At 59.9% G+C, this 18,385-nt stretch carries 18 protein-coding genes; 4 read left to right on the top strand and 14 right to left on the bottom strand.

Going from position 1 to position 18,385, the window contains the following annotated elements; genetic code table 11:
- From GEU01_RS14940 to GEU01_RS14920, 5 genes are all read right to left on the bottom strand, one after another.
- On the bottom strand, positions 1-271 hold a 271-nt coding region (locus tag GEU01_RS14940), incomplete at its 3' end, for a helix-turn-helix domain-containing protein (protein ID WP_026018770.1).
- 109 nt (positions 272-380) lie between these two features.
- Complete coding sequence (locus tag GEU01_RS14935) at positions 381-800, bottom strand: RidA family protein (RefSeq protein ID WP_010507340.1); 420 nt, start codon at positions 798-800, stop codon at positions 381-383.
- On the bottom strand, positions 800-2,269 hold the full coding sequence (locus GEU01_RS14930) for a 4-hydroxyphenylacetate 3-hydroxylase family protein (RefSeq protein WP_019086714.1): 1,470 nt from the start codon (positions 2,267-2,269) through the stop codon (positions 800-802). The genes GEU01_RS14935 and GEU01_RS14930 overlap by 1 nt, the downstream gene beginning before the upstream one ends.
- A 15-nt stretch (positions 2,270-2,284) precedes the next feature.
- Positions 2,285-2,821, bottom strand: coding sequence for a flavin reductase family protein (locus tag GEU01_RS14925; protein ID WP_019086713.1), 537 nt, complete (start codon positions 2,819-2,821; stop codon positions 2,285-2,287).
- 137 nt (positions 2,822-2,958) lie between these two features.
- Positions 2,959-3,636, bottom strand: a complete 678-nt coding sequence (locus GEU01_RS14920) for a DUF1028 domain-containing protein (RefSeq protein WP_019086712.1) — start codon at positions 3,634-3,636, stop codon at positions 2,959-2,961.
- Between the two features lie 104 nt (positions 3,637-3,740).
- On the opposite strand from GEU01_RS14920, the gene GEU01_RS14915 reads away from it, so the two are divergent.
- The gene (locus GEU01_RS14915) at positions 3,741-4,658 is read left to right on the top strand and encodes a LysR substrate-binding domain-containing protein (protein ID WP_010507335.1); all 918 of its coding nucleotides are present in this window, start codon (positions 3,741-3,743) and stop codon (positions 4,656-4,658) included.
- Between the two features lie 11 nt (positions 4,659-4,669).
- Here GEU01_RS14915 and argE read toward each other — a convergent pair whose 3' ends face one another.
- The gene (argE, locus tag GEU01_RS14910) at positions 4,670-5,833 is read right to left on the bottom strand and encodes an acetylornithine deacetylase (protein WP_019086711.1); all 1,164 of its coding nucleotides are present in this window, start codon (positions 5,831-5,833) and stop codon (positions 4,670-4,672) included.
- Positions 5,834-6,185: 352 nt separating this feature from the next.
- On the opposite strand from argE, the gene GEU01_RS14900 reads away from it, so the two are divergent.
- Positions 6,186-7,805 (top strand): amidohydrolase, encoded by a 1,620-nt coding sequence (locus tag GEU01_RS14900; protein ID WP_019086709.1) that lies wholly within the window; start codon positions 6,186-6,188, stop codon positions 7,803-7,805.
- On the opposite strand, the gene GEU01_RS14895 is transcribed toward GEU01_RS14900, so the two are convergent.
- The 7 genes from GEU01_RS14895 to GEU01_RS14865 form a co-directional block, all read right to left on the bottom strand.
- The gene (locus tag GEU01_RS14895) at positions 7,798-9,198 is read right to left on the bottom strand and encodes a purine-cytosine permease family protein (RefSeq protein WP_019086708.1); all 1,401 of its coding nucleotides are present in this window, start codon (positions 9,196-9,198) and stop codon (positions 7,798-7,800) included. The two genes, GEU01_RS14900 and GEU01_RS14895, sit on opposite strands and share 8 nt — an antisense overlap.
- 62 nt (positions 9,199-9,260) lie before the next feature.
- Entirely contained in the window at positions 9,261-10,544 is a 1,284-nt protein-coding gene (locus tag GEU01_RS14890; protein WP_019086707.1) for a hypothetical protein, read from the bottom strand.
- Positions 10,545-10,573: 29 nt separating this feature from the next.
- Positions 10,574-11,896 (bottom strand): histidinol dehydrogenase, encoded by a 1,323-nt coding sequence (hisD, locus tag GEU01_RS14885; protein ID WP_019086706.1) that lies wholly within the window; start codon positions 11,894-11,896, stop codon positions 10,574-10,576.
- 173 nt (positions 11,897-12,069) lie between these two features.
- On the bottom strand, positions 12,070-12,831 hold the full coding sequence (locus GEU01_RS14880; protein WP_085949333.1) for an SDR family NAD(P)-dependent oxidoreductase: 762 nt from the start codon (positions 12,829-12,831) through the stop codon (positions 12,070-12,072).
- The gene (locus tag GEU01_RS14875) at positions 12,828-13,850 is read right to left on the bottom strand and encodes a zinc-dependent alcohol dehydrogenase (protein ID WP_019086704.1); all 1,023 of its coding nucleotides are present in this window, start codon (positions 13,848-13,850) and stop codon (positions 12,828-12,830) included. The genes GEU01_RS14880 and GEU01_RS14875 overlap by 4 nt, the downstream gene beginning before the upstream one ends.
- 31 nt (positions 13,851-13,881) lie before the next feature.
- A complete protein-coding gene (gene hutG / locus GEU01_RS14870) occupies positions 13,882-14,706 on the bottom strand; it encodes an N-formylglutamate deformylase (RefSeq protein ID WP_019086703.1) in 825 nt (274 codons plus the stop codon).
- Positions 14,707-14,722: 16 nt separating this feature from the next.
- Positions 14,723-16,093, bottom strand: a complete 1,371-nt coding sequence (locus tag GEU01_RS14865; protein WP_019086702.1) for a formimidoylglutamate deiminase — start codon at positions 16,091-16,093, stop codon at positions 14,723-14,725.
- A gap of 116 nt (positions 16,094-16,209) precedes the next feature.
- Here GEU01_RS14865 and hutI point away from each other — a divergent pair, with 116 nt between their 5' ends.
- Together hutI and GEU01_RS14855 are read left to right on the top strand one after the other, a co-directional pair.
- Positions 16,210-17,445 carry an imidazolonepropionase gene (hutI, locus tag GEU01_RS14860; protein ID WP_019086701.1) on the top strand — a complete coding sequence of 412 codons (1,236 nt, stop codon included), beginning with the start codon at positions 16,210-16,212 and terminating at the stop codon, positions 17,443-17,445.
- 140 nt (positions 17,446-17,585) lie between these two features.
- A complete protein-coding gene (locus tag GEU01_RS14855; RefSeq protein ID WP_019086700.1) occupies positions 17,586-18,071 on the top strand; it encodes an amino acid permease in 486 nt (161 codons plus the stop codon).
- Here GEU01_RS14855 and GEU01_RS14850 read toward each other — a convergent pair.
- A partial coding sequence (locus GEU01_RS14850; protein ID WP_019086449.1) for a transposase occupies positions 18,031-18,385 on the bottom strand: 355 nt, incomplete at its 5' end. The genes GEU01_RS14855 and GEU01_RS14850 overlap by 41 nt on opposite strands.

Raw genomic sequence — 18,385 nt, 5'->3', positions numbered from 1 at the left:
ACAGCATCTCCTGTGTCAGGCGGGCTTTCTGTCCCCCGCCATGACGATCCACAAGGCCATCCGGGCCATCCGCATTGAAACGCAGCACCCAGTCACGGATACTCTGACGGTCTGTCCCCGCAAGCAGGGCCGCCTCGCCGCGCGAGGCGCCATCATAAATCGCCGCAAGCGCCAACAGGCGACGCGACTGACCCGCATGCCGGCTTCTGCGCGCAAGGCGTCGCAACTCCGAACTATCATGATCGTCACGCAGGGATAGAGGGCTGCCCATCCAGAATGCCTCCTTCAGAGAATGGTCTGCATCCTATGAATCACATTTTTAAACCGATGGGTACCCCGTGAGTCAGGCCAAACAATGGTTGGTATTATGTATAAATACTTTATGGAATGACAGCGATAACATCCACCTCGATCAGCCATTCCGGGCGGGCCAGCGCCACGACAACCAGCCCCGTGAAAACGGGGAAGACCCCCTTCATACGCCGCCCCAGAACACGATATGTCGCTTCCCGGTAACGGATATCGGTCAGGTACACCGTAACCTTGCAGATATGGGACAGTTCGGAACCGGCTTCCTTCAGCAGCAGTTCGATATTGTCCATTACCTTTTCAGCCTGGCCCACCGGATCGCCGACCGCAACATTTTCACGTGTATCGAGATCCTGCGGCACCTGGCCGCGCACATAAACCGTCTGGCCCGCGACGACAGCCTGACACAGGTCATTGTCCAGGTTCTGTTCGGGATAGGTATCCCGCGTATTGAAACAGCGGATCCGCTTATGTGTTACCTGGCCTGTCATTATTTGTTCCCTCCCTTGCCCTGCTGCAGCACACCTTCGCTCAGCCCGGCTGAACGCTGCACGAATTCCAGTGCGCCGTTCCAGTCAAAGTTACGATAGACCGCAGCCAGATGCGCAAACGGCGGGGCCTGCGCAAAAAGCTGGAATGTCAGACGATGGCCGGCATAATCGGAATTGAGCATGTCACGGGCATAGGCCAGCAGCTTGCGCCGGTCCTCGGCCTGCCATGTTTCATTGATGGAATAGAATTTTTCCATCCATGGCGCGGTTTCGGGATCCCGGAATGTCGCCACGTCCGGCGTGACACAGATCTGTCCGCCACACAGTTCGCGCGTCAGGTGCATCATTTCATGCAGCCTGGAACACGCAAGCACACGCCCGGCCATAAGCAGCGACTGGTTGGGCATGAGCAGGCCACCAGGGCTTTCTTCCGCCATGGCGATGGACGCCGTCAGGTGGGCATTGATCCCTTCACGGTAGCAGGCAAGGGTCGCCAGCTTCTCCTGCACCGCCTGCTGGCGGTCCAGTCCGGTCTGGCGCACGTTGAACAGGGCAGCGCCGATCATCATGTCGGCCAGTTTCTGGTTACGCTGCACGAAAGCGAAGGCGCTGTAGCGATGCAGCGTCGCACGGATGAAGGTCGCGGCCTTGGTATGCCGGTAGAAAAGTACGTTTTCCCACGGGATCAGCACGTCATCGAAAATGACAAGGGCTTCGACCTCGTCATATCTGTTGGACAGTGGATAATCCTCGATCGGGGCGCGACCGGCAAACCCGGTGCGACAGATGAATTTCAGGTTGGGTGAGGAAAAGTCACAGATGAACCCGACTGCGTAATCAGACAGTTCCGCATCACCCCAGTTGGCAATGGTGGGCTTGGTAAAGGCCTGGTTGGCGTAAGCCGCCGCCGTTTCGTATTTGGCGCCACGGACAATGATGCCCGCATCCGTTTCACGCACGACATGCAGCAGCATGTCCGGGTCCTGATCCTGCGGCCGCTTGGAACGGTCCCCCTTGGGGTCCGTGTTGGCCGAGACATGAAACGGGTCCGCATACATCGCCTTGTGAACGTGATGGCGGATATTTTCAGCGAACTGGGGATTGACCTCGTTAAGGATGTCCTGACCGTCATACAGTGACCACATCTCGCCAATCGTCTCGTCACCGACGCGCGTAACGATGCCCCCCACTTCGTCCAGCACTGTGTCGGTCGCGATACGCTTTGCCTTCCAGTCTTCCTGCGTGTGGGGCAACTGCAGGGCCAGCGGGGATTCATCACCCTTGTCATCCGTATAGACAAGCCGGTCACGGAAAGCCGCTTCATGCTGCATGTCGTACATCCGCGCACGGATGGACACGATGGGCCTGAACATCGGATGCGTCGTGACATCCTTCACCCGTTCGCCGTTCATCCATATCCGCCTGCCATCACGGATGGAGTCCAGATACTGCTGTCCTGTACGGATCATGAATTATATTCCTGCTCAAGAATTATGAAGAACGGGTTCCGGCCGATGAAACGCCCGGCGGAAATGCAGCAACGTCTTTGCGGGCCGCAGACAGGTGTGCCGGACGCCACCAATAATCACCCCGTGCGTCCCGACATCGACGGATTGTTCAAGGGTGCAGTCAAAGGACGCCAGCGCCCCGTCCAGCAGCCATCCCCCGGCCTGCCCCGGCTTCCATGCCGCGCAGCCGAAATCGAATGCCGGAAAAACCCCTGCCCGGCCCGCGAAATTTTCCGCAACCCCCACATGGTCGTGCGACAGCATGTTGATGACGAAACAGCCGTTTTCGATAATGGCCGCAAAAGCCGGGCTGCGCCGGTTGATGCACGCCATCATCATTGGCGGGTCGGCGGATGCGGATGTCACGGAACTGACGGTAATGCCGAACCGTCCGGCGGGGCCGTCCGTGGTGATCACGGCCACGGGGGCAGCAACATGCCCCATGGCCGCGACAAACAGGTCACGTTCGGATGATCCCTGCCCATGCTGTGATACCGATGCCTGGGTGGACATGGCACGCCTCCCGAAAACCAGTGCTTATGACCATGGGATATTCGAACGGAACATCATTCCGCTAAAGAAATATATATCGAAGATCGACCTCAGAAAAACCGAAGCAATAATGATTGCTCAAAGGTTATTGCAATGCTCTACTCATCTCCCGGCACACCATATGAAGGGGCCTGGGCGGGATGCAGCGCACGCTGGACATAATCATACATCTGGGGTTTCCATACCGCCCACAGTTCCATCAGGCGTGCGACCGGATTTTCACCCCAGTCCACCCGCAGGTCCGCAAGCGGCCACTGTTCACGGTCAACCACCAGCATGCCGGCGGAATAGACAGGTCCGGCTTCGCCACCCGCATCGGCGCCAGCCTGCAGGGCCAGCAATATCCGCTCCCCCAGTTCGAGGGACGGATCACCCTTTTCAAACGCGGCGACAATCGCGGCCGGCACATCCGCATTGGCCAGAAGGTTGCCAGCGGACACGACATCCTTGCCAAAGGCCTCGGCGTGGGTGCCCAGCGTGCCGGTGCCCGACCACGCGGCCCCGCGGCCGCTGCCGTCGATAAAGGTCATCTGCCGGTATTGCGCATGGGTTGCGACGCGGGCCATGACAACCTGGCATTCAGCGGGTGTCAGTCCACGTTCCAGCAGGTCGAGGGCCATTGGCCCCAGTCGCGGATCGGTTACATTTTGCGACGTGACCGCCCCCACGCCCGCGCGGGCATAGGCGCAGCGGGCCGCCACGGCGGGCGACGACGATACGACCGCCACCCCGAATTGCCCGGTACGCGCGCAATGCGCGACGATGGAAAATGTCATGATCCTGCCTTTCCTTTTTTATCCTGTTTCATCCGATCCGGCGCCACCTGCCGCCATGCGGTCCCTGGTCCCGTCGTGACAGACACAGCAGCCGGAGCCACCCCATGCGTTTCACACTGAAACAGATCGAATATTTTGTCGCGGCTGCCGAAACGGGGTCGATTACCGCGGCATCCAGGCGGGTTCATATCTCCCAGCCATCCATTTCCGCCGCCATCGCCCAGCTTGAGGCCGTGTTCGGGATTACCCTGTTCATCCGCCATCATGCCGCCGGACTGTCCCTGACACAGGAAGGCCACAGCTTCCTGCGTGAATCGCGCAACCTGCTGCTTCATGCCACGGAACTGGACATGACGGCGTCTGGCCTGTCGGGGCAGGTCAGCGGCATGATTGAAGTCGGATGCATGACAACGCTGTATTCCCTGATCGTGCCGGAACTGCTGCAGGAATTCGAAACCCGCCACCCCGGTGCCCAGCTGCGCATTATCGCCGGCCATCACAGTGAACTGATTGAAAAGCTGCGCAATGGTGAAATCTGCGCCATGCTGGCCTATGACCTGAACATGCCGCAGGATCTGGATTTTTCCCCGCTGGCCGCCCTGCCTCCCTTTGTCTTTGTATCGGCGCAGCACCGTCTGGCCCGCAGGCGGCATGTCGCCCTGTCTGAACTGGAACATGAACCCTTCCTGCTGCTGGACCTGCCGCTGTCACGGGATTATTTCCTGTCCCTGTTTTCCCATGCGGGCATCGTGCCCAGCATAATGGGACGGTTCCAGAGCATTGATGTCATCCGTTCGCTGGTCGCGCGCGGCGAAGGCTACAGCCTGGCCAACGCACGCCCCCGCAACAAGGCGGCGCTGGATGGCAGGCCGCTGGCCTATCTTGCGCTCAAGGACACACCCCAGCCGCTGCTGTACGGCACGGCCACGATCGCGAACATACGGCAGACGGCGCGGGCGACGGCCTTCCTGCAGGTATGCCGTGAACTTCTTGCGGGAAAGCCACTTCCGGGCAGCGACTAGGGCCGACGGCCTTACACCACGCACAATGTATCAACAATACGGGCAAGGAAGGCGTCACCGGCGGCCAGTTCGTCGCGGGTAATGTATTCATCCGCCTTATGGGCACGATCGATTGATCCGGGGCCGCATATTACGGTGGGCAGGGTCAGTTCCTGCTGGAACAGTCCCGCTTCAGTCCCGAACCCGATGGTGGTCACCGCATTATGCTGGCTGGCCTGCAGGGCGATATTGCGGATGGCGGTATCAGGTTCGGGCACAAGGCCCGGATATTCATTGATGATTTCGAAGTCGATTGCCCCACCGGGATAATCGGCTGCCACACCCACTGCGCGTTCGCGCAACCGCTCCAGCCATGTATCCGCCGACTGTCCGGGCAGCAGGCGCATCTCGAACTGGATTTCGCACCGGTCGGGGACGATATTCAGCGCGACCCCGCCGTTTATAAGCCCGACCTGCGCCGTGTTGAATGGCACGTCGAATGACGGGTCCTGTATCGGGGCGTCCATCATTTCCGCCTGGATGCGGGCGACTTCCTGTGTCATGCGGGCCGCGATCTGGATGGCATTGCACCCCAGCATGGGATTGGCGGAATGTGCCGCGAGGCCGTGGCATACAATGCGCGCGGCCACCTTTCCCTTATGCGCCACGGCAACCTGCAGCCCGGTTGGCTCCCCTACGATACAGCCCCGTGCCGCAATCCCGCGTTCACGCAGGAACACCAGAAGGGAACGCACGCCCACGCAGCCGATTTCCTCGTCACAGGAAATGGCGAAATGCAGGGGATGCCGCAATGTCCGACCCGCCGCGTATCGTGCCGCCGTCAGCATACAGGCCAGAAAGCCCTTCATGTCGCTGCTGCCGCGCGCGAACAGCTTTCCATCACGGTCCGTCAGGCTGAACGGGTCGCATGTCCATCCCTGCCCCCGCACCGGCACGACGTCGCTGTGGCCTGACAGCACGATGCCCTGTCCGGTATCTGGTCCGATCGTGGCAAACAGACCATAACGATCCGTCTCCTCATGCCGCACGATCGTAGCCGTGGCATGCGCCGCGCGTAACTGCTGCGCATACCATTCGATCAGGCCGAGATTGCTTTCCCTGCTCAGGGTCGGCCACGCAACCAGATGCGCAAGGGCCGCAACGGTCGGGTTACTGTCATGCAGCAGGGACGTCATGTTCGCTCCATCATCAGGGCCATCCGCCCTATCGTAAGGCAGTCCGGGGGCATCGCCTGCTCGGAAGTTTCTATGCCAAAGGAAGAAACTTCCGATGCGCTGCATCCATGCAAGGCAACTGGCCTGGCGATGGCACCCTTCCCCGGCCCGCACCATTCGCGAACCAGCGGGACCATTACCGACAACCGGTTGAAAACAATAGACCATTCACTGAATCATCCGGCCCGCAGGCCCGGCTTTCCCGTTGCCGTGCGTTCGTGAACGGACGTGTCGCAGCGGTCGCTGGCATACCCTTACATCCAAGAAACAATATGCTCTAATCACACCATATTGCCATCTCAGGAACAGATCCATGCCCCTCGACCTTGCCATCATCAATGCTGACATTCACGGCCATGCCCCACCCGTCAATGCAGTCGGCATCATGGACGGACATATCGTGGCGATCGGCACATCATCCGACATCATGGCGCAATGTGTCCCGACAACCGTCATCCGTGATCTGGGCGGCATGTTCCTGATGCCGGGCTTTATTGATGTCCACATGCATATCGCCATGGCCGCGTACTATCTTTCCGCCATCGGGCTGCGGAATGTGCGGACAATGAAGGCCCTGCTGGATCGGGTCGCGCAATGGGCGGCCGCGCATCCCGACGCGCCATGGATCCGCGGGCTGGAATGGAGCTATGGCTATCCCGACCTGCCCAATGGCGAATTCGATGCGCGCATGATTGACAGCATCCTGCCAGACCGCCCGGTTATCCTAACATCGGGCATGGCGCATGCGGCATGGGCGAATTCGCGTGCCATGGAAATTGCCGGAATTACCCGCGATACCCCCGACCCGGAAAATGGCGAGATCGTGCGCCGCGCCGATGGCACGCCATCGGGCTGGCTGAAGGAAGACGCCGTCAGCCTTGTCACCAGCCATATCCCGCCCATGACCGGGCCGGAAATGGATCACGCGCTGGGTCTGGTGCTGGATACGGCATCCCGGCTGGGCATCACCCGCATGCAGAGTGCCGCATATGACGAAGCCTACCTGCCGCTGCTGTCGGCCCGGGATGCGGCGGGCACGCTGCCGGTCCGTATCGGGATGATGACGGAAATAGAACCCGATCCCGGCCTGACGCCACAGCGCCTGCGCGAAGCACTTGACCTGCGCGCACGCTATGACAATGCGATGGTTCGCCTGGATGGCATCAAGTTCTTCCTTGACGGCGTGCTGGAATCCCATACCGGCTACATGCCAGAAGGCTATGCGGACCAGCCTGATGCACGCGGCACCCTGTTATGGGACCGCAGGGCCTATATTGATGCGGTCCGTGTCGGTGTGGAAAACGGGCTGGACATATGGACCCACGCCATCGGGCCGGGCGCCATCCGTCTGGCGCTGGACGCGGCGGAAAATGCAGGCAACAGCCCGGAACGTCCACGGATCCGCGTGGAACATGCCGAACTGCCCTATCCCGATGATATTGCCCGTTTTGCCCACACATCCACCATCGCCAGCATGCAACCCGTCATGATCGCGCCTGCGGATGAGTGGATGGGCATGGAAGGAGTCTGGAAAAAACGCGTGGGGGACAATCGCGCGCAACTGGCTTTTCCAATGCGCTCGCTGCTGGATGCGGGCAGCACGCTGGCGTTCGGGACGGACTGGCCGATTGTATCCCTTGATCCCCTGCGTGGATTGCGCAAGGCCGTCCTGCGCCGTCCCATCGGGGCACCTGCATCGGAAGCATGGATCCCGACACAGGCGATCCGCTTTCCCGAAGCATTCGACAGCTATACCAGCAAGGCCGCGGTGGCCGCCGGACGGGAACGGTATGAAGGCCGTATTGCCCTGGGCTACCGCGCGGATATCGCCGTCCTGTCGGGCAATCCCTTCATGACGGATCCGGACAGCCTGCCGGACCTGAAATGCATGCTGACGGTCACGGCAGGCCGTATCGTCCACGATCTTATCTGACGGCAGGACGTGCGGGGGAATCCGCCTGCCGGCATATCAGCCAGTAAACCAGGCCGGGCAGCAGGATTCCCACCACCCATGACAGGTCAACCCCATCCATCTGCCGTGCCATCAGGCCGGAATACAGTTCATTTGAAATAAAGGGTACCTGCACGACAATACCCATGATGTAACAGAAAATGGCCGGTCGGTTGAAACGTCCGTATATGCCGCCATCATGACGGAAAAAGGACCGGATATCATAATCGCCATGCCGGATCAGGTAATAATCAACCAGATTGATTGCCGTCCACGGGGACAGGACCGCCAGCAGGAATTCAATGAAACTGTTGAGAATGTGCAGTATGTCGCCACTCAGCATAATCGTCAGCAGTACGGACAGCAGCAGCAGGCCACCCGCCAGCAACCCGCGACTGCGCGCCGTGGGGCGCCATGTCGGCCACATGGTATAAAACAGGGTCATGCAGGACAGGGCTGCGCAATAGATCTGCATCGTGCATGAAACCGTGATCGAAATCAGGACAATGCCAAGCAGGACATAAGTCGGCAGCGTATAATGCGCATGGATCGCGGCATAGAAATTCCCTGCCCATGCGGTACTGCCCATATAGGCCCCCAGAAAGGTAGGGACCGCGGTTCCAATGATGCTGCCCGTCATGCATGACCAGAATGCATCGCGTTCGGGTGTATCGGCAGGCAGGTAACGGGAATAATCCGACACATAAGGGGCATACGCCACCTGCCACAGCACCCCGATCGAGACGGCCGCCACAAAATCATGCATGCTGGGGAGCGCCATCAACGGCTGGACCGGCAGGGCATGCAGGTAAAACAGGAAGAAGGCCGCAAGGGCAAAGAACGCCGTGGCCGCCACATAGGTAAACCCGACCACAAAACGTTCAATCCACCCATGCCCGACAATACACAGCGACAGGATGGCCGCGGCCAGCACATAGACGGGTAACTGATGTGGCGGCCCCCCCAGGGCCTGCTGCACCTGTTCACGTCCGATGGCCAGCAGTGTCGCGGTGAACCCCACATACATGACAATGACGACAACAATGACCAGTAGCGCACCATAGGCCCCGAACTGGCCACGTGTCTGCTGCATCTGCGGAATGCCCAGATGCGGCCCCTGGGCGGCATGCAGGGCCATGAACATGCCCCCCACCCCGTTGCCGGCCAGAATGGCAAGCGCCGCCCAGAACAGCGAAAGGTGACAGACCTGGCAGTAGATCATGCCCGTCAGGATCGCGAGTATGTTCTGGTTCGCCCCCAGCCAGACCAGACACAGCCCACGCGTGTTCCCCCTGCGCCGGTCTGCCGGTATGGGGAAAATCGTATCTTCCTCAACGGCCAGAACCGAATTGCGCAATGGTGCGTCAATGTCCATATACGGCAACTCCTTCAATAACAGGGGATCACTGTTATCAGATTGGTTCCGGAATGATATTTCTAATTTCCGGGATCAATTGCATCAAGAAAGCGGCTGACCACATCCTGCCCTGGCGGCACGGGTTCGCTGCCGCACATGACAGCAACCGCCAGCCCCGTCAGGGATGAAAGCGGCGTATGGCCACCAGCCCCATCGGCGCACAAATCCATTACCAGCGTCGGACAGCAGAACAGGCCACACCGGATCGTCGCGCGCCAGTCGGCAGGCAGGTGCCCCGTGGCGCGCATATGCTCCAGCAGCGGACGCCACAGCAGCACCGCCTTGGAATCCAGAAAGGCGCGCCGCAGGTCATTCATCTTCCACCCCAGCGTGACATCCAGTATTCCGTCGGGCGTCACGCTGGCATGGGTCGCCATATCAGCAGGCAGGTCATGGGGATGATACAGCCAGTCCGCATGGGCGAAGATGTTATGGAAAGTCGCCTTGACCTCCGCCATGATGGCCGGAATATCCTGTCCGGCAAAGGCGGGATCAAAGAAGGTCAGGCTCCTGCCCGCCCCCTCCCACCATACATTGGCGTTATGCGCGTCCCCATGCGCCGTAACACCGCCAGAACGGGCCAGCATGCGGGGGGACAGCAGTCGCATGCTGCGTTCCAGCACAGTACGCAGCGTATCGGCATGCATCACCCCGTTGATGCGCCACTTCATGTCCAGCAGCGCGTGATCGGCAATACTTACGCCCGGAAACGCAAACGTACGCCCGGATGCAAAAAAACGCGCCGCCCGCGCCCCAAGCCACCGGTCATCGGTTGTCAGCCGATGGTGGAATAACTGATGAAACGGCTCGGCTGCGCATTCGGCTTCGGATATCGGGTGAAAGGTTTCACGGTAAATGCGCGCCGTCAGCGCGTCAAGTTCGCGCTGTGCCGCAACGACTGGTCCGATATCCGCATCCGTCCCGTCATATGTACGGCACAGATCAGCCAGCCGTGGCGTTGATCGCCTGGTATAAAGCAGTATCTGCCGGCCGATAGCACGCGACACATAAACCGGCATGTCAATCGGGTAGCCAGCGTCGCGCAGGACCTCGCCACGATAGAATTCCTGAAGGGTACTTTCTTCATTTTCCTCATGATGGAACTTGAAGAAATATTCCTCCCCCGTCGGGGTGGTCAGGAAGCCGTTTACGGAATTCAGGCTGTATCCATCATTTCCCAGCGTAATATTGCTGACCTGCAGACCGAATTCCTCCCGTATCAGGTCGGAAAGGATGATGCATGTCCGCGCTACGTCTTTCGCACGAAAGGCCTGTAGCGCCTGTGCGGATGCTGAGTCATTCATGAATACAGCCTTTGTTCACAACCGGCGGTTTACTGGCCTTTGGGTAGTGGACGGGCGGAAGACACCGCACGCGCATGGCCGGAAAACCCTTCATATGATGCAAAACGGTGCGTATGGGACGCCATTTCCCTGTATCCCCGCGCGGAGACACGGGCAAACGACATCCGTTTCATGTAATCATGCACCGAAAGCGGTGAATGCGTGCGCGCGGCCCGGTTGGTCGGCAGCACGGCATTGGGACCAATGACGTAATTGCCAAGGCTGACTGGCGTGTGGTTGCCCAGCAGCACCTCGCCCGCGTTACGGATACGCCCGAGGTCAGCCATCGGGTCGCATGTCAGGATTTCCAGATGTTCAGGGGCATAGGCATTGGTGAATTCGACTGCCGTATCAAAATCACGCGTCAGAACGATGCCACCATACGCCCCGCACAGGACAGTGGACGAAAATTCGGCGCGTTTGGCGTCCATCTGCTGCCAGTGCCCGGGCAGCGCTGCCTGCACGCCCCTTGCCACGCGCGGGCTGTCCGTCACCAGCCAGGCGGAGGAATCCGGCCCATGTTCGGATTCAATAATCAGGTCCAGCGCCGCCAGTTCAGGATCCACGCTGTCATCGGCAAGGATGATCGCCTCACTCGGGCCTGCGGGCACGCCGGGATCGATGACGTGGGAAAGCAGTTTCTTTGCCGCAACGACATACGGGCTGCCCGGTCCCACGATCTTCATGCAGGCCGGGACGGTTTCCGTGCCATACGCTACGGCGGCCACGCCCTGCGCACCGCCACATTTATAGACTTCGGTCACGCCAATCAGGCGCGCGGCGACAAGCGTGCCCGCATCCACGCGCCCATCCGGCGCGGGCGGCGTGATGATGACCAGGCGCGGCACCCCGGCCACCATGCCCGGAATGGCGGTCATGTTCACGACGCTGGGAAACGCACCCTTGCCACGCGGTACGTAGCAGGCCACCGATTCAATGGCGACATTCCGGTCCCCTGCCCATACGCCGGGCTGGACCTCGATCATCCAGCTGTCCTCGGGCTTCTGGGCCTCATGGAATTTGCGGATATTGCCAATTGCATATTCAATTGAACGGATCAGTTCGGGATCCATTTCACGAAAGGCGGTTTCAAACTCCTCCTCCGTAGCGCGGATGCTCATGTCGGGTATGGTCACGCCGTCATAGGCCTGCGCGAAACGGCGCAGGGCTGCGTCACCTTCGGTCCGGACGGCCTCGATAATCGGCTTGACCCGTTCCAGATACGGACCAAGGTCGGCTTCCGTACGGTCAAGAAGGTGGGCGGGAATATTTTCAGCATCCCGCAGATCGACAAAATTGACAGTCTTGTTCATCTGGTCGCTTCCACTCAGGCAACGCATTATAGGCGACCGGCAACCATAGCCGGGCAAAAAACCATGTCTGTTCCCTGCCGCGCGCTACAGATCGGCCTGGTCCCCGTTCACCCGATTCATATCAATTCCAAAACGAATGAGCAACGATAATATCATACATATATATACAACCTTCAGATGGCCGCCAGGAAACCACCATCCACATACAGGATCTGGCCGTTTACATAGGCTGCAGCATCCGAGCACAGGAACTGCACGATACCCCCCAGTTCCGCAGGCTCCCCAAACCGCCCAAGCGGAATGCGCGCCATCATCGTCTCACGCCATTTTTCATCATGAAAAAAGGGCTCCGTCATTTCCGTGCGGAAATATCCCGGCCCCACCGCATTGACCCGGATACCCTTTGGCCCCCATTCCGTGGCCAGTCCGCGCGTCACACCCAGCAGGCCGGATTTTGACGCACCATACGGCACGGCCCCGGGAATGCCGACCGCGGACGCCAGTGAACACAGGTTGACGATCGCCCCACCGGCCTGCATCCCGCGCGCCACATGCAACGCACAGAAAAATGCCCCGCGCAGGTTGGTATCGACAATCCTGTCCCATAATGCTTCGTCCGCATCAATGGCGGGACGCAGTTCTTCCATACCGGCATTGTTTACCAATGCATCGATCCGGATGTCCTGTGCGTGAAGATCATGGAAAGCCCGTTCAATATCATCAGTATCGGCGACATCTACCGTAAAATGGTCCATGTGCAGGCCATCGCCCCGCGCCATCTCGCAGGTTTCCCGCAAGGGGACGACAGAACGGCCACAGATAAACACCCGTGCCCCCTGCCCTGCCAGATGCAGCGCCACCGCCCGGCCAATGCCACGACCGCCCCCCGTCACGACAATGGTGCGTCCGCGCACACAGAAGGGGTTTTTCATCATGCTTCCTCCGCAATGGAATGGGGAAAGATCAGCGTTTTCAGTCCTGCACGCTGTTGTGCCAGCAGTTCCCCATAGACATCTGGTATCTGCCCTACCCCCTGTATCATGGAGACGAAAGCCTTCAGCCGTTCGCGCAGGGCCGGCAACAGGGCGATGGCTTGAGGCATTTCATCGGCAAAGGCGCTGACGCCGCGCACCTCCAGTTCACGCTCGACAATAAGGTTCAGGTCGAGGTTGAGCTTTGTCGCGGTCAGTCCGGCCAGAACCAGTCGCGTCCCCGGCGCGGCACAATCCAGCAGATGCCCCGCCACCGAAACCGATCCCGTGGTGTCCAGCATGAAACGGGGCGCCTGACCATTGACGGCGGTGCCGACCGCATCCAGCGCCAGGGGCGAAACGCCGCAGGTTTCCTGTAACAGGCGCATACGTTTCGGATCGCGTTCGACAAGATACACCGTGCCATCATGCCGTTCAGACAGCACCAGTGCGGCAAGGCCGCCAATCGTTCCGCCGCCACAGACCACGACAGGCATGCCCGGATCGGGAGCCAGCCGGTTTACGGCATGGACCGCCACGGACAGGGGTTCCGCCAGTGCCGCCAGCCAGAACGGCATGTCGGAGGAAATACGGTGCAACTGGCGGGCCGGGAGAACGACTTCCTGTGCAAACCCGCCATCACAGACCTCGCCTACAAATGCCAGCCTGATGCACAGATTGCTCTGTCCCTGCCGGCACGATGGGCACTGCCCGCACCCCACCCGGGAATCCGCCACCACGCGATCCCCCGGCCGGAAGCCGGTCACGCCGGGGCCGACCGCCATGACTTCACCGGAAAACTCATGCCCCGGTATGACGGGGGTGCGGGTAATCCACTGCCCTGTCCGGAAATTGTGCAGGTCCGAACCACAGATCCCGGCCGCCATGACCCGTATCCGCACCTGATCCGGACCTGGTGCAGCCGGTGCCTGAACGGTTTCGATGCGGATATCCCCAATTCCGTATAAACGTGCTGCCTGCATCTGCCATCTCTTTAGCGTGGTATTCTGCTGGTCACCGAACCTGCGGCGTCCAGTCCAGAACGGTGTCAAGAAATCCTGCCATGGTTGTGGAAAGCCTGCGGAAGGCCGTTTCATCCAGCGGCCATGGCGCGTCTTCATGCTGGAGATAGGTACTCTGGGCAATTTCCATCTGCACGGCATGAAATCCCCGGTCCGGCTGTCCATAATGCCGGGTGGTGTATCCCCCCCGAAAACGGCCATTCACGACATGAGTATAGCCGGACAGGCTTTTGGCATGGGCCGCGATACGGTCCTGAAGCCGCCTGTCGCAGGATGCGCCGCTGTTGGTGCCGATATTCAGGTCAGGCAGGCGCCCTTCAAACAGGCGGGGAATATGGGTCTGGATGGAATGCCCGTCCCATAACACCGCCCAGCCATGCTGCTGCTTCAGCCGTTCGAGTTCCTGGCCAACTGCATCATGATAAGGTTTCCAGAACGCGGTGGTCCTGTCATGGATCTCGTTCTGGTCCGGTTCCTGTCCGGCCTGATAGATCGGCGTGCCATCAAATGCCAGATTGGGAACAAGTCCGGTACTGGGACGCCCCGGATACAGGACGGCGTCATCCGCGCCACGATTAAGGTCCACTACATAACGCGAATAACGCGCACGGATGACACCTATGCCGCGTTCGCATGCAGGGCCTGTATAAAGCTGGTCAATATACCAGTCCGTATCAGGCAGTTGCCTGCCATACGGGGTCATGCGCGCCGCCATGCCGGGGGGCAGGTCCGTGCCCGAATGGGGAAGGGTCAGCAGGACGGGCGCATGACCGGGATGGAAGTCGAATACCGGGGAACCCGAAGGAAGATTGGTCATTATCGATCGTAACCTTTCATTCAGCCGCCAGCGCGGCAAGCGCACGATGAAAATTACGGGTAATGCCGTCATGATCGGCATGACGACCGTCCTGCACAACCCACTGCCCCGCACACATCACATCACGCACAGGCAGCGTGGGACAGGCAAAAATGGCTGAATCGAGGATCCGGTCCCCCTGCAGTTCCGGCAGGGACAGTTTTTCCGGGGCCAGCACACACAGGTCGGCCCGCGCCCCCACAACCAACCCCGATGATGGCAGGCCGCAGGCCTGACGGCCGCCTTCGCATGCCGCACGGTACAGGTAGCCGCCAACCGAACCCATCTCCCCTTCCGGCAGACAGACGCAACGCTGCTGCCGATCGAGGCGTGCGCCATATTCCAGCAGGCGCAGTTCCTCGCCAGGGCTGATCAGGATGTTGCTGTCGCTACCAATGCCGAAACGCCCGCCCTGTGCCACGTAAACCGAAAAGGGAAAAAGCCCGTCCCCCAGATTGGCCTCCGTAATCGGGCATAGACCGGCCACCGCGCTACTGCGGGCGACCAGTGTCGTTTCGGCCGCCGAAAGATGCGTGGCGTGCACGAGGCACCAGCGCGCATCGACAGCGGCATGATCAAACAGGTATTCCACAGGCCGCGCACCGGTTGCCTGCAGGCATTCCGCCACTTCGGCCTGCTGTTCGGCCACGTGGATATGGATCGGCGCGCCAGCCGCCAGCTGATCGACTGCCGCCCCGACCTCACGGATATCCACGGCGCGGACGGAATGAAGCCCGACCCCGACAATAGGGGACATTGCATGATCATCTGCCTGACGCACCCGGCTTATGATATCCGCCAGGGTCTGTAGCGTACTGGCAAAACGCTGCTGCTGGGACAACGTCGTCTGTGCCCCGAAGCCCGACCGGGCATATAATGTTGGCAGCAGGGTCAGGCCCATGCCCACGTTTCGCGCGGCCTGCACGATACGCAGCGACATTTCCGCGCGGTCGGCATACGGCACGCCCCCCCTGCCATGATGCAGGTAATGGAATTCGGCAACCTGCGTATAACCGCGTTCCAGCATTTCCATATACAGGAATGTAGCAATATCCTGCATCTGTTCCGGCGTAACATTGTCAGCCAGACGGTACATGGCCCTGCGCCATGTCCAGAACGTATCGAACGGGTTGCTGCGCCCTTCCGCAAGGCCGGCCATGGCACGCTGGAACGCATGGGAATGCAGGCTGTATTGCGGGGGAATGACAATATCCGTGCATATTACCGAAGGGTCGGGACTGGAATCAGGTATAATGGCGGAAAAGCAGCCATCCTTTCCCACTTCGATCCGCACATTGCTGCGCCATCCGGTGGGCAGCATGGCCTGTCTTGCAAAAATCGTGACCATTTTCACTCTCATGCCTGATAGGCAGGTGATCCTGCGTTTTGTTATGAATTGATAACAGATTTGACTTATTTGTATATACTTATCTAAAAAACATGGGAAACGAAGGAAAACGCACGATGTGGGACAGACTCTGGATCAACCTGAATATCGCGACGATGATGCCCGCCACTGACGCATCGGATGATCCGTACGGATGCATTCATGATGCCGCCATCGCCACCAGCGGCAGCCGGATTGCCTGGATCGGCGCGCGCGCGGACCTGCCCGCCGCCCCTGATACGCTGGCCCATACCGTCATTGACGGGCATGGGCACTGGATGACGCCGGGCCTGATTGATGCCCATACCCACATCATTTATGCGGGCGATCGCAGCACGGAGTTCGAAAAACGGCTGAACGGCGTTTCCTATACAGAAATTGCGCGGCAGGGGGGCGGCATTCTCTCCACGGTCACCAACACGCGCGCGGCAAGCGAGGATACCCTTCTCTCCCTTGCCATGGAACGTGCGCAGCGCATGATCCGCGCGGGCACCACCACCATCGAGGTCAAATCCGGTTACGGCCTGACGCTTGAAGACGAACTCAAGCAGTTGCGCGTCGCCCGACGGCTGGGCGAGGTCCTGCCGGTATATGTACATACAACATTCCTTGGCGCCCATGCCTTTCCCCCTGAATATGTGGACAGGCAGGATGATTACGTCTCCTTCCTGATTGATGTCGTGCTTCCGCGCGCAGCAGCCGAAGGGCTGGTCGATAGCGTCGATGCCTTTTGCGAAAACATTGCCTTCGGTCCCGCGCAGGTCCGCCGACTGTTTGACAGGGCCATGGAATTGCAATTGCCCGTACGCATCCATGCCGACCAGTTATCCGATACGGGTGGCGGCAGCCTGGCCGCGCAGTACCGCGCCCTGTCCGCCGACCATGTCGAATATGTCAGCGAGGCGGGCGTGATGGACATGGCGCAGGCCGGAACGATCGCCATGCTGCTGCCCGGCGCGTTCTACTTCATTCGTGAAAAGCATGCGCCCCCCGTCGCCCTGTTCCGCAGGCATGGGGTGGCCATGGGACTGGCGACCGACTGCAATCCCGGCACATCCCCCGCGACCAGCCTGACGGCCATAATGAACATGGCCTGCACCCTGTTCCGCATGACACCGGCCGAGGCACTGGCGGCCGTCACCCGTATCGGCGCGCGGGGCCTGAACCTGCAGGACAGCACGGGCAGGCTGGCGACCGGCATGATGGCGGACATGGCAATATGGAACGTCAGTGGCCCGCATGAACTGTCATACTGGATCGGCGGACTGACCCCCATCACCCGGATTTTCCACGGCGTGCCGGACGCGACATAGAAATGCCGGATATGTGATACCGCCGCGCGGAAGGCCGCATTTCCCCCCGGTGCTTGCGCTTGGCGATTTTATCCGTAGGTTCTGCTCCGCATGGAAGCGTATAATGCCGGACCAGGGGCAAAACGGGGGAAACCGGGTGGATGAAGTTTGATCGCGTGAAGTCGTTGGACGCAATCCTGGCGACGGCCAAAAAGAAATCACTGAACCGGTCGCTTGGGGCTTTCCAACTCACGATGCTGGGAATCGGCGGGATCATCGGAACCGGTATATTCGTGCTGACTTCGGAAGCCGCGCAGAAAGCGGGACCGGGCATGATGTTAAGCTTCATCCTTGCCGGTTTCATCTGCATGTGCGCGGCGATCTGTTATTCCGAACTGGCGTCCATGGTCCCCACTGCCGGATCGGCCTACACCTATACCTATGCCGTGATGGGTGAACGGCTGGCATGGATGGTGGGCTGGGCGCTGATCCTGGAATACGCCATCGGGGCTTCTGCCGTGGCGTCAAGCTGGTCGGGATACATGATCGGGCTGATCGAGAACCTGTTCCATATCGAAATCTCCCCCTTATACCAACCGTTGATTGCTATAACCCATGAGCCCAATTGCGCAGTCCGATTGACATGATGCGCCATGGTTGATTGACGAGCTGGTTCCAGGCATGGCAGGCGATATCAACGATATCGTCATAGGTTCTGAAGATCCTGTTTGAGAGCCATGTATTGCGCAGGAACTGCCAGAGATTTTCCACCGGGTTCAGTTCAGGAGCCCGGGGAGGCAGCGGGAGAATGGTGATATTGTAGGGAACATCCAGCTTCTGACTGGTATGCCATGCGGCCTGATCCACAATGAGGACGGCGTGAGCGCCCTGCGCGACCGTGCGTGAAATCTCCGCGAGATGGAGCTGCATGCCGTGCAGGTTGCAGACAGGGAGCACGAGG

This window comes from Komagataeibacter europaeus LMG 18890 (assembly GCF_000285295.1).
Taxonomy (GTDB): Bacteria; Pseudomonadota; Alphaproteobacteria; order Acetobacterales; family Acetobacteraceae; genus Komagataeibacter; species Komagataeibacter europaeus.
This window is presented reverse-complemented; position numbering and strand designations above follow the sequence as displayed.

Coding starts and splice junctions, on each gene's coding strand:
- GEU01_RS14895 (WP_019086708.1), bottom strand. CDS start 9,198: ATGGACATTGACGCACCATTGCGCAATTCGGTTCTGGCCGTTGAGGAA.
- GEU01_RS14925 (WP_019086713.1), bottom strand. CDS start 2,821: ATGTCCACCCAGGCATCGGTATCACAGCATGGGCAGGGATCATCCGAA.
- GEU01_RS14855 (WP_019086700.1), top strand. CDS start 17,586: ATGAAGTTTGATCGCGTGAAGTCGTTGGACGCAATCCTGGCGACGGCC.
- hisD (WP_019086706.1), bottom strand. CDS start 11,896: ATGAACAAGACTGTCAATTTTGTCGATCTGCGGGATGCTGAAAATATT.
- argE (WP_019086711.1), bottom strand. CDS start 5,833: ATGACGTCCCTGCTGCATGACAGTAACCCGACCGTTGCGGCCCTTGCG.
- GEU01_RS14915 (WP_010507335.1), top strand. CDS start 3,741: ATGCGTTTCACACTGAAACAGATCGAATATTTTGTCGCGGCTGCCGAA.
- GEU01_RS14875 (WP_019086704.1), bottom strand. CDS start 13,850: ATGCAGGCAGCACGTTTATACGGAATTGGGGATATCCGCATCGAAACC.
- GEU01_RS14900 (WP_019086709.1), top strand. CDS start 6,186: ATGCCCCTCGACCTTGCCATCATCAATGCTGACATTCACGGCCATGCC.
- GEU01_RS14920 (WP_019086712.1), bottom strand. CDS start 3,636: ATGACATTTTCCATCGTCGCGCATTGCGCGCGTACCGGGCAATTCGGG.
- GEU01_RS14865 (WP_019086702.1), bottom strand. CDS start 16,093: ATGGTCACGATTTTTGCAAGACAGGCCATGCTGCCCACCGGATGGCGC.
- GEU01_RS14930 (WP_019086714.1), bottom strand. CDS start 2,269: ATGATCCGTACAGGACAGCAGTATCTGGACTCCATCCGTGATGGCAGG.
- hutG (WP_019086703.1), bottom strand. CDS start 14,706: ATGACCAATCTTCCTTCGGGTTCCCCGGTATTCGACTTCCATCCCGGT.
- hutI (WP_019086701.1), top strand. CDS start 16,210: ATGTGGGACAGACTCTGGATCAACCTGAATATCGCGACGATGATGCCC.
- GEU01_RS14890 (WP_019086707.1), bottom strand. CDS start 10,544: ATGAATGACTCAGCATCCGCACAGGCGCTACAGGCCTTTCGTGCGAAA.
- GEU01_RS14935 (WP_010507340.1), bottom strand. CDS start 800: ATGACAGGCCAGGTAACACATAAGCGGATCCGCTGTTTCAATACGCGG.
- GEU01_RS14880 (WP_085949333.1), bottom strand. CDS start 12,831: ATGATGAAAAACCCCTTCTGTGTGCGCGGACGCACCATTGTCGTGACG.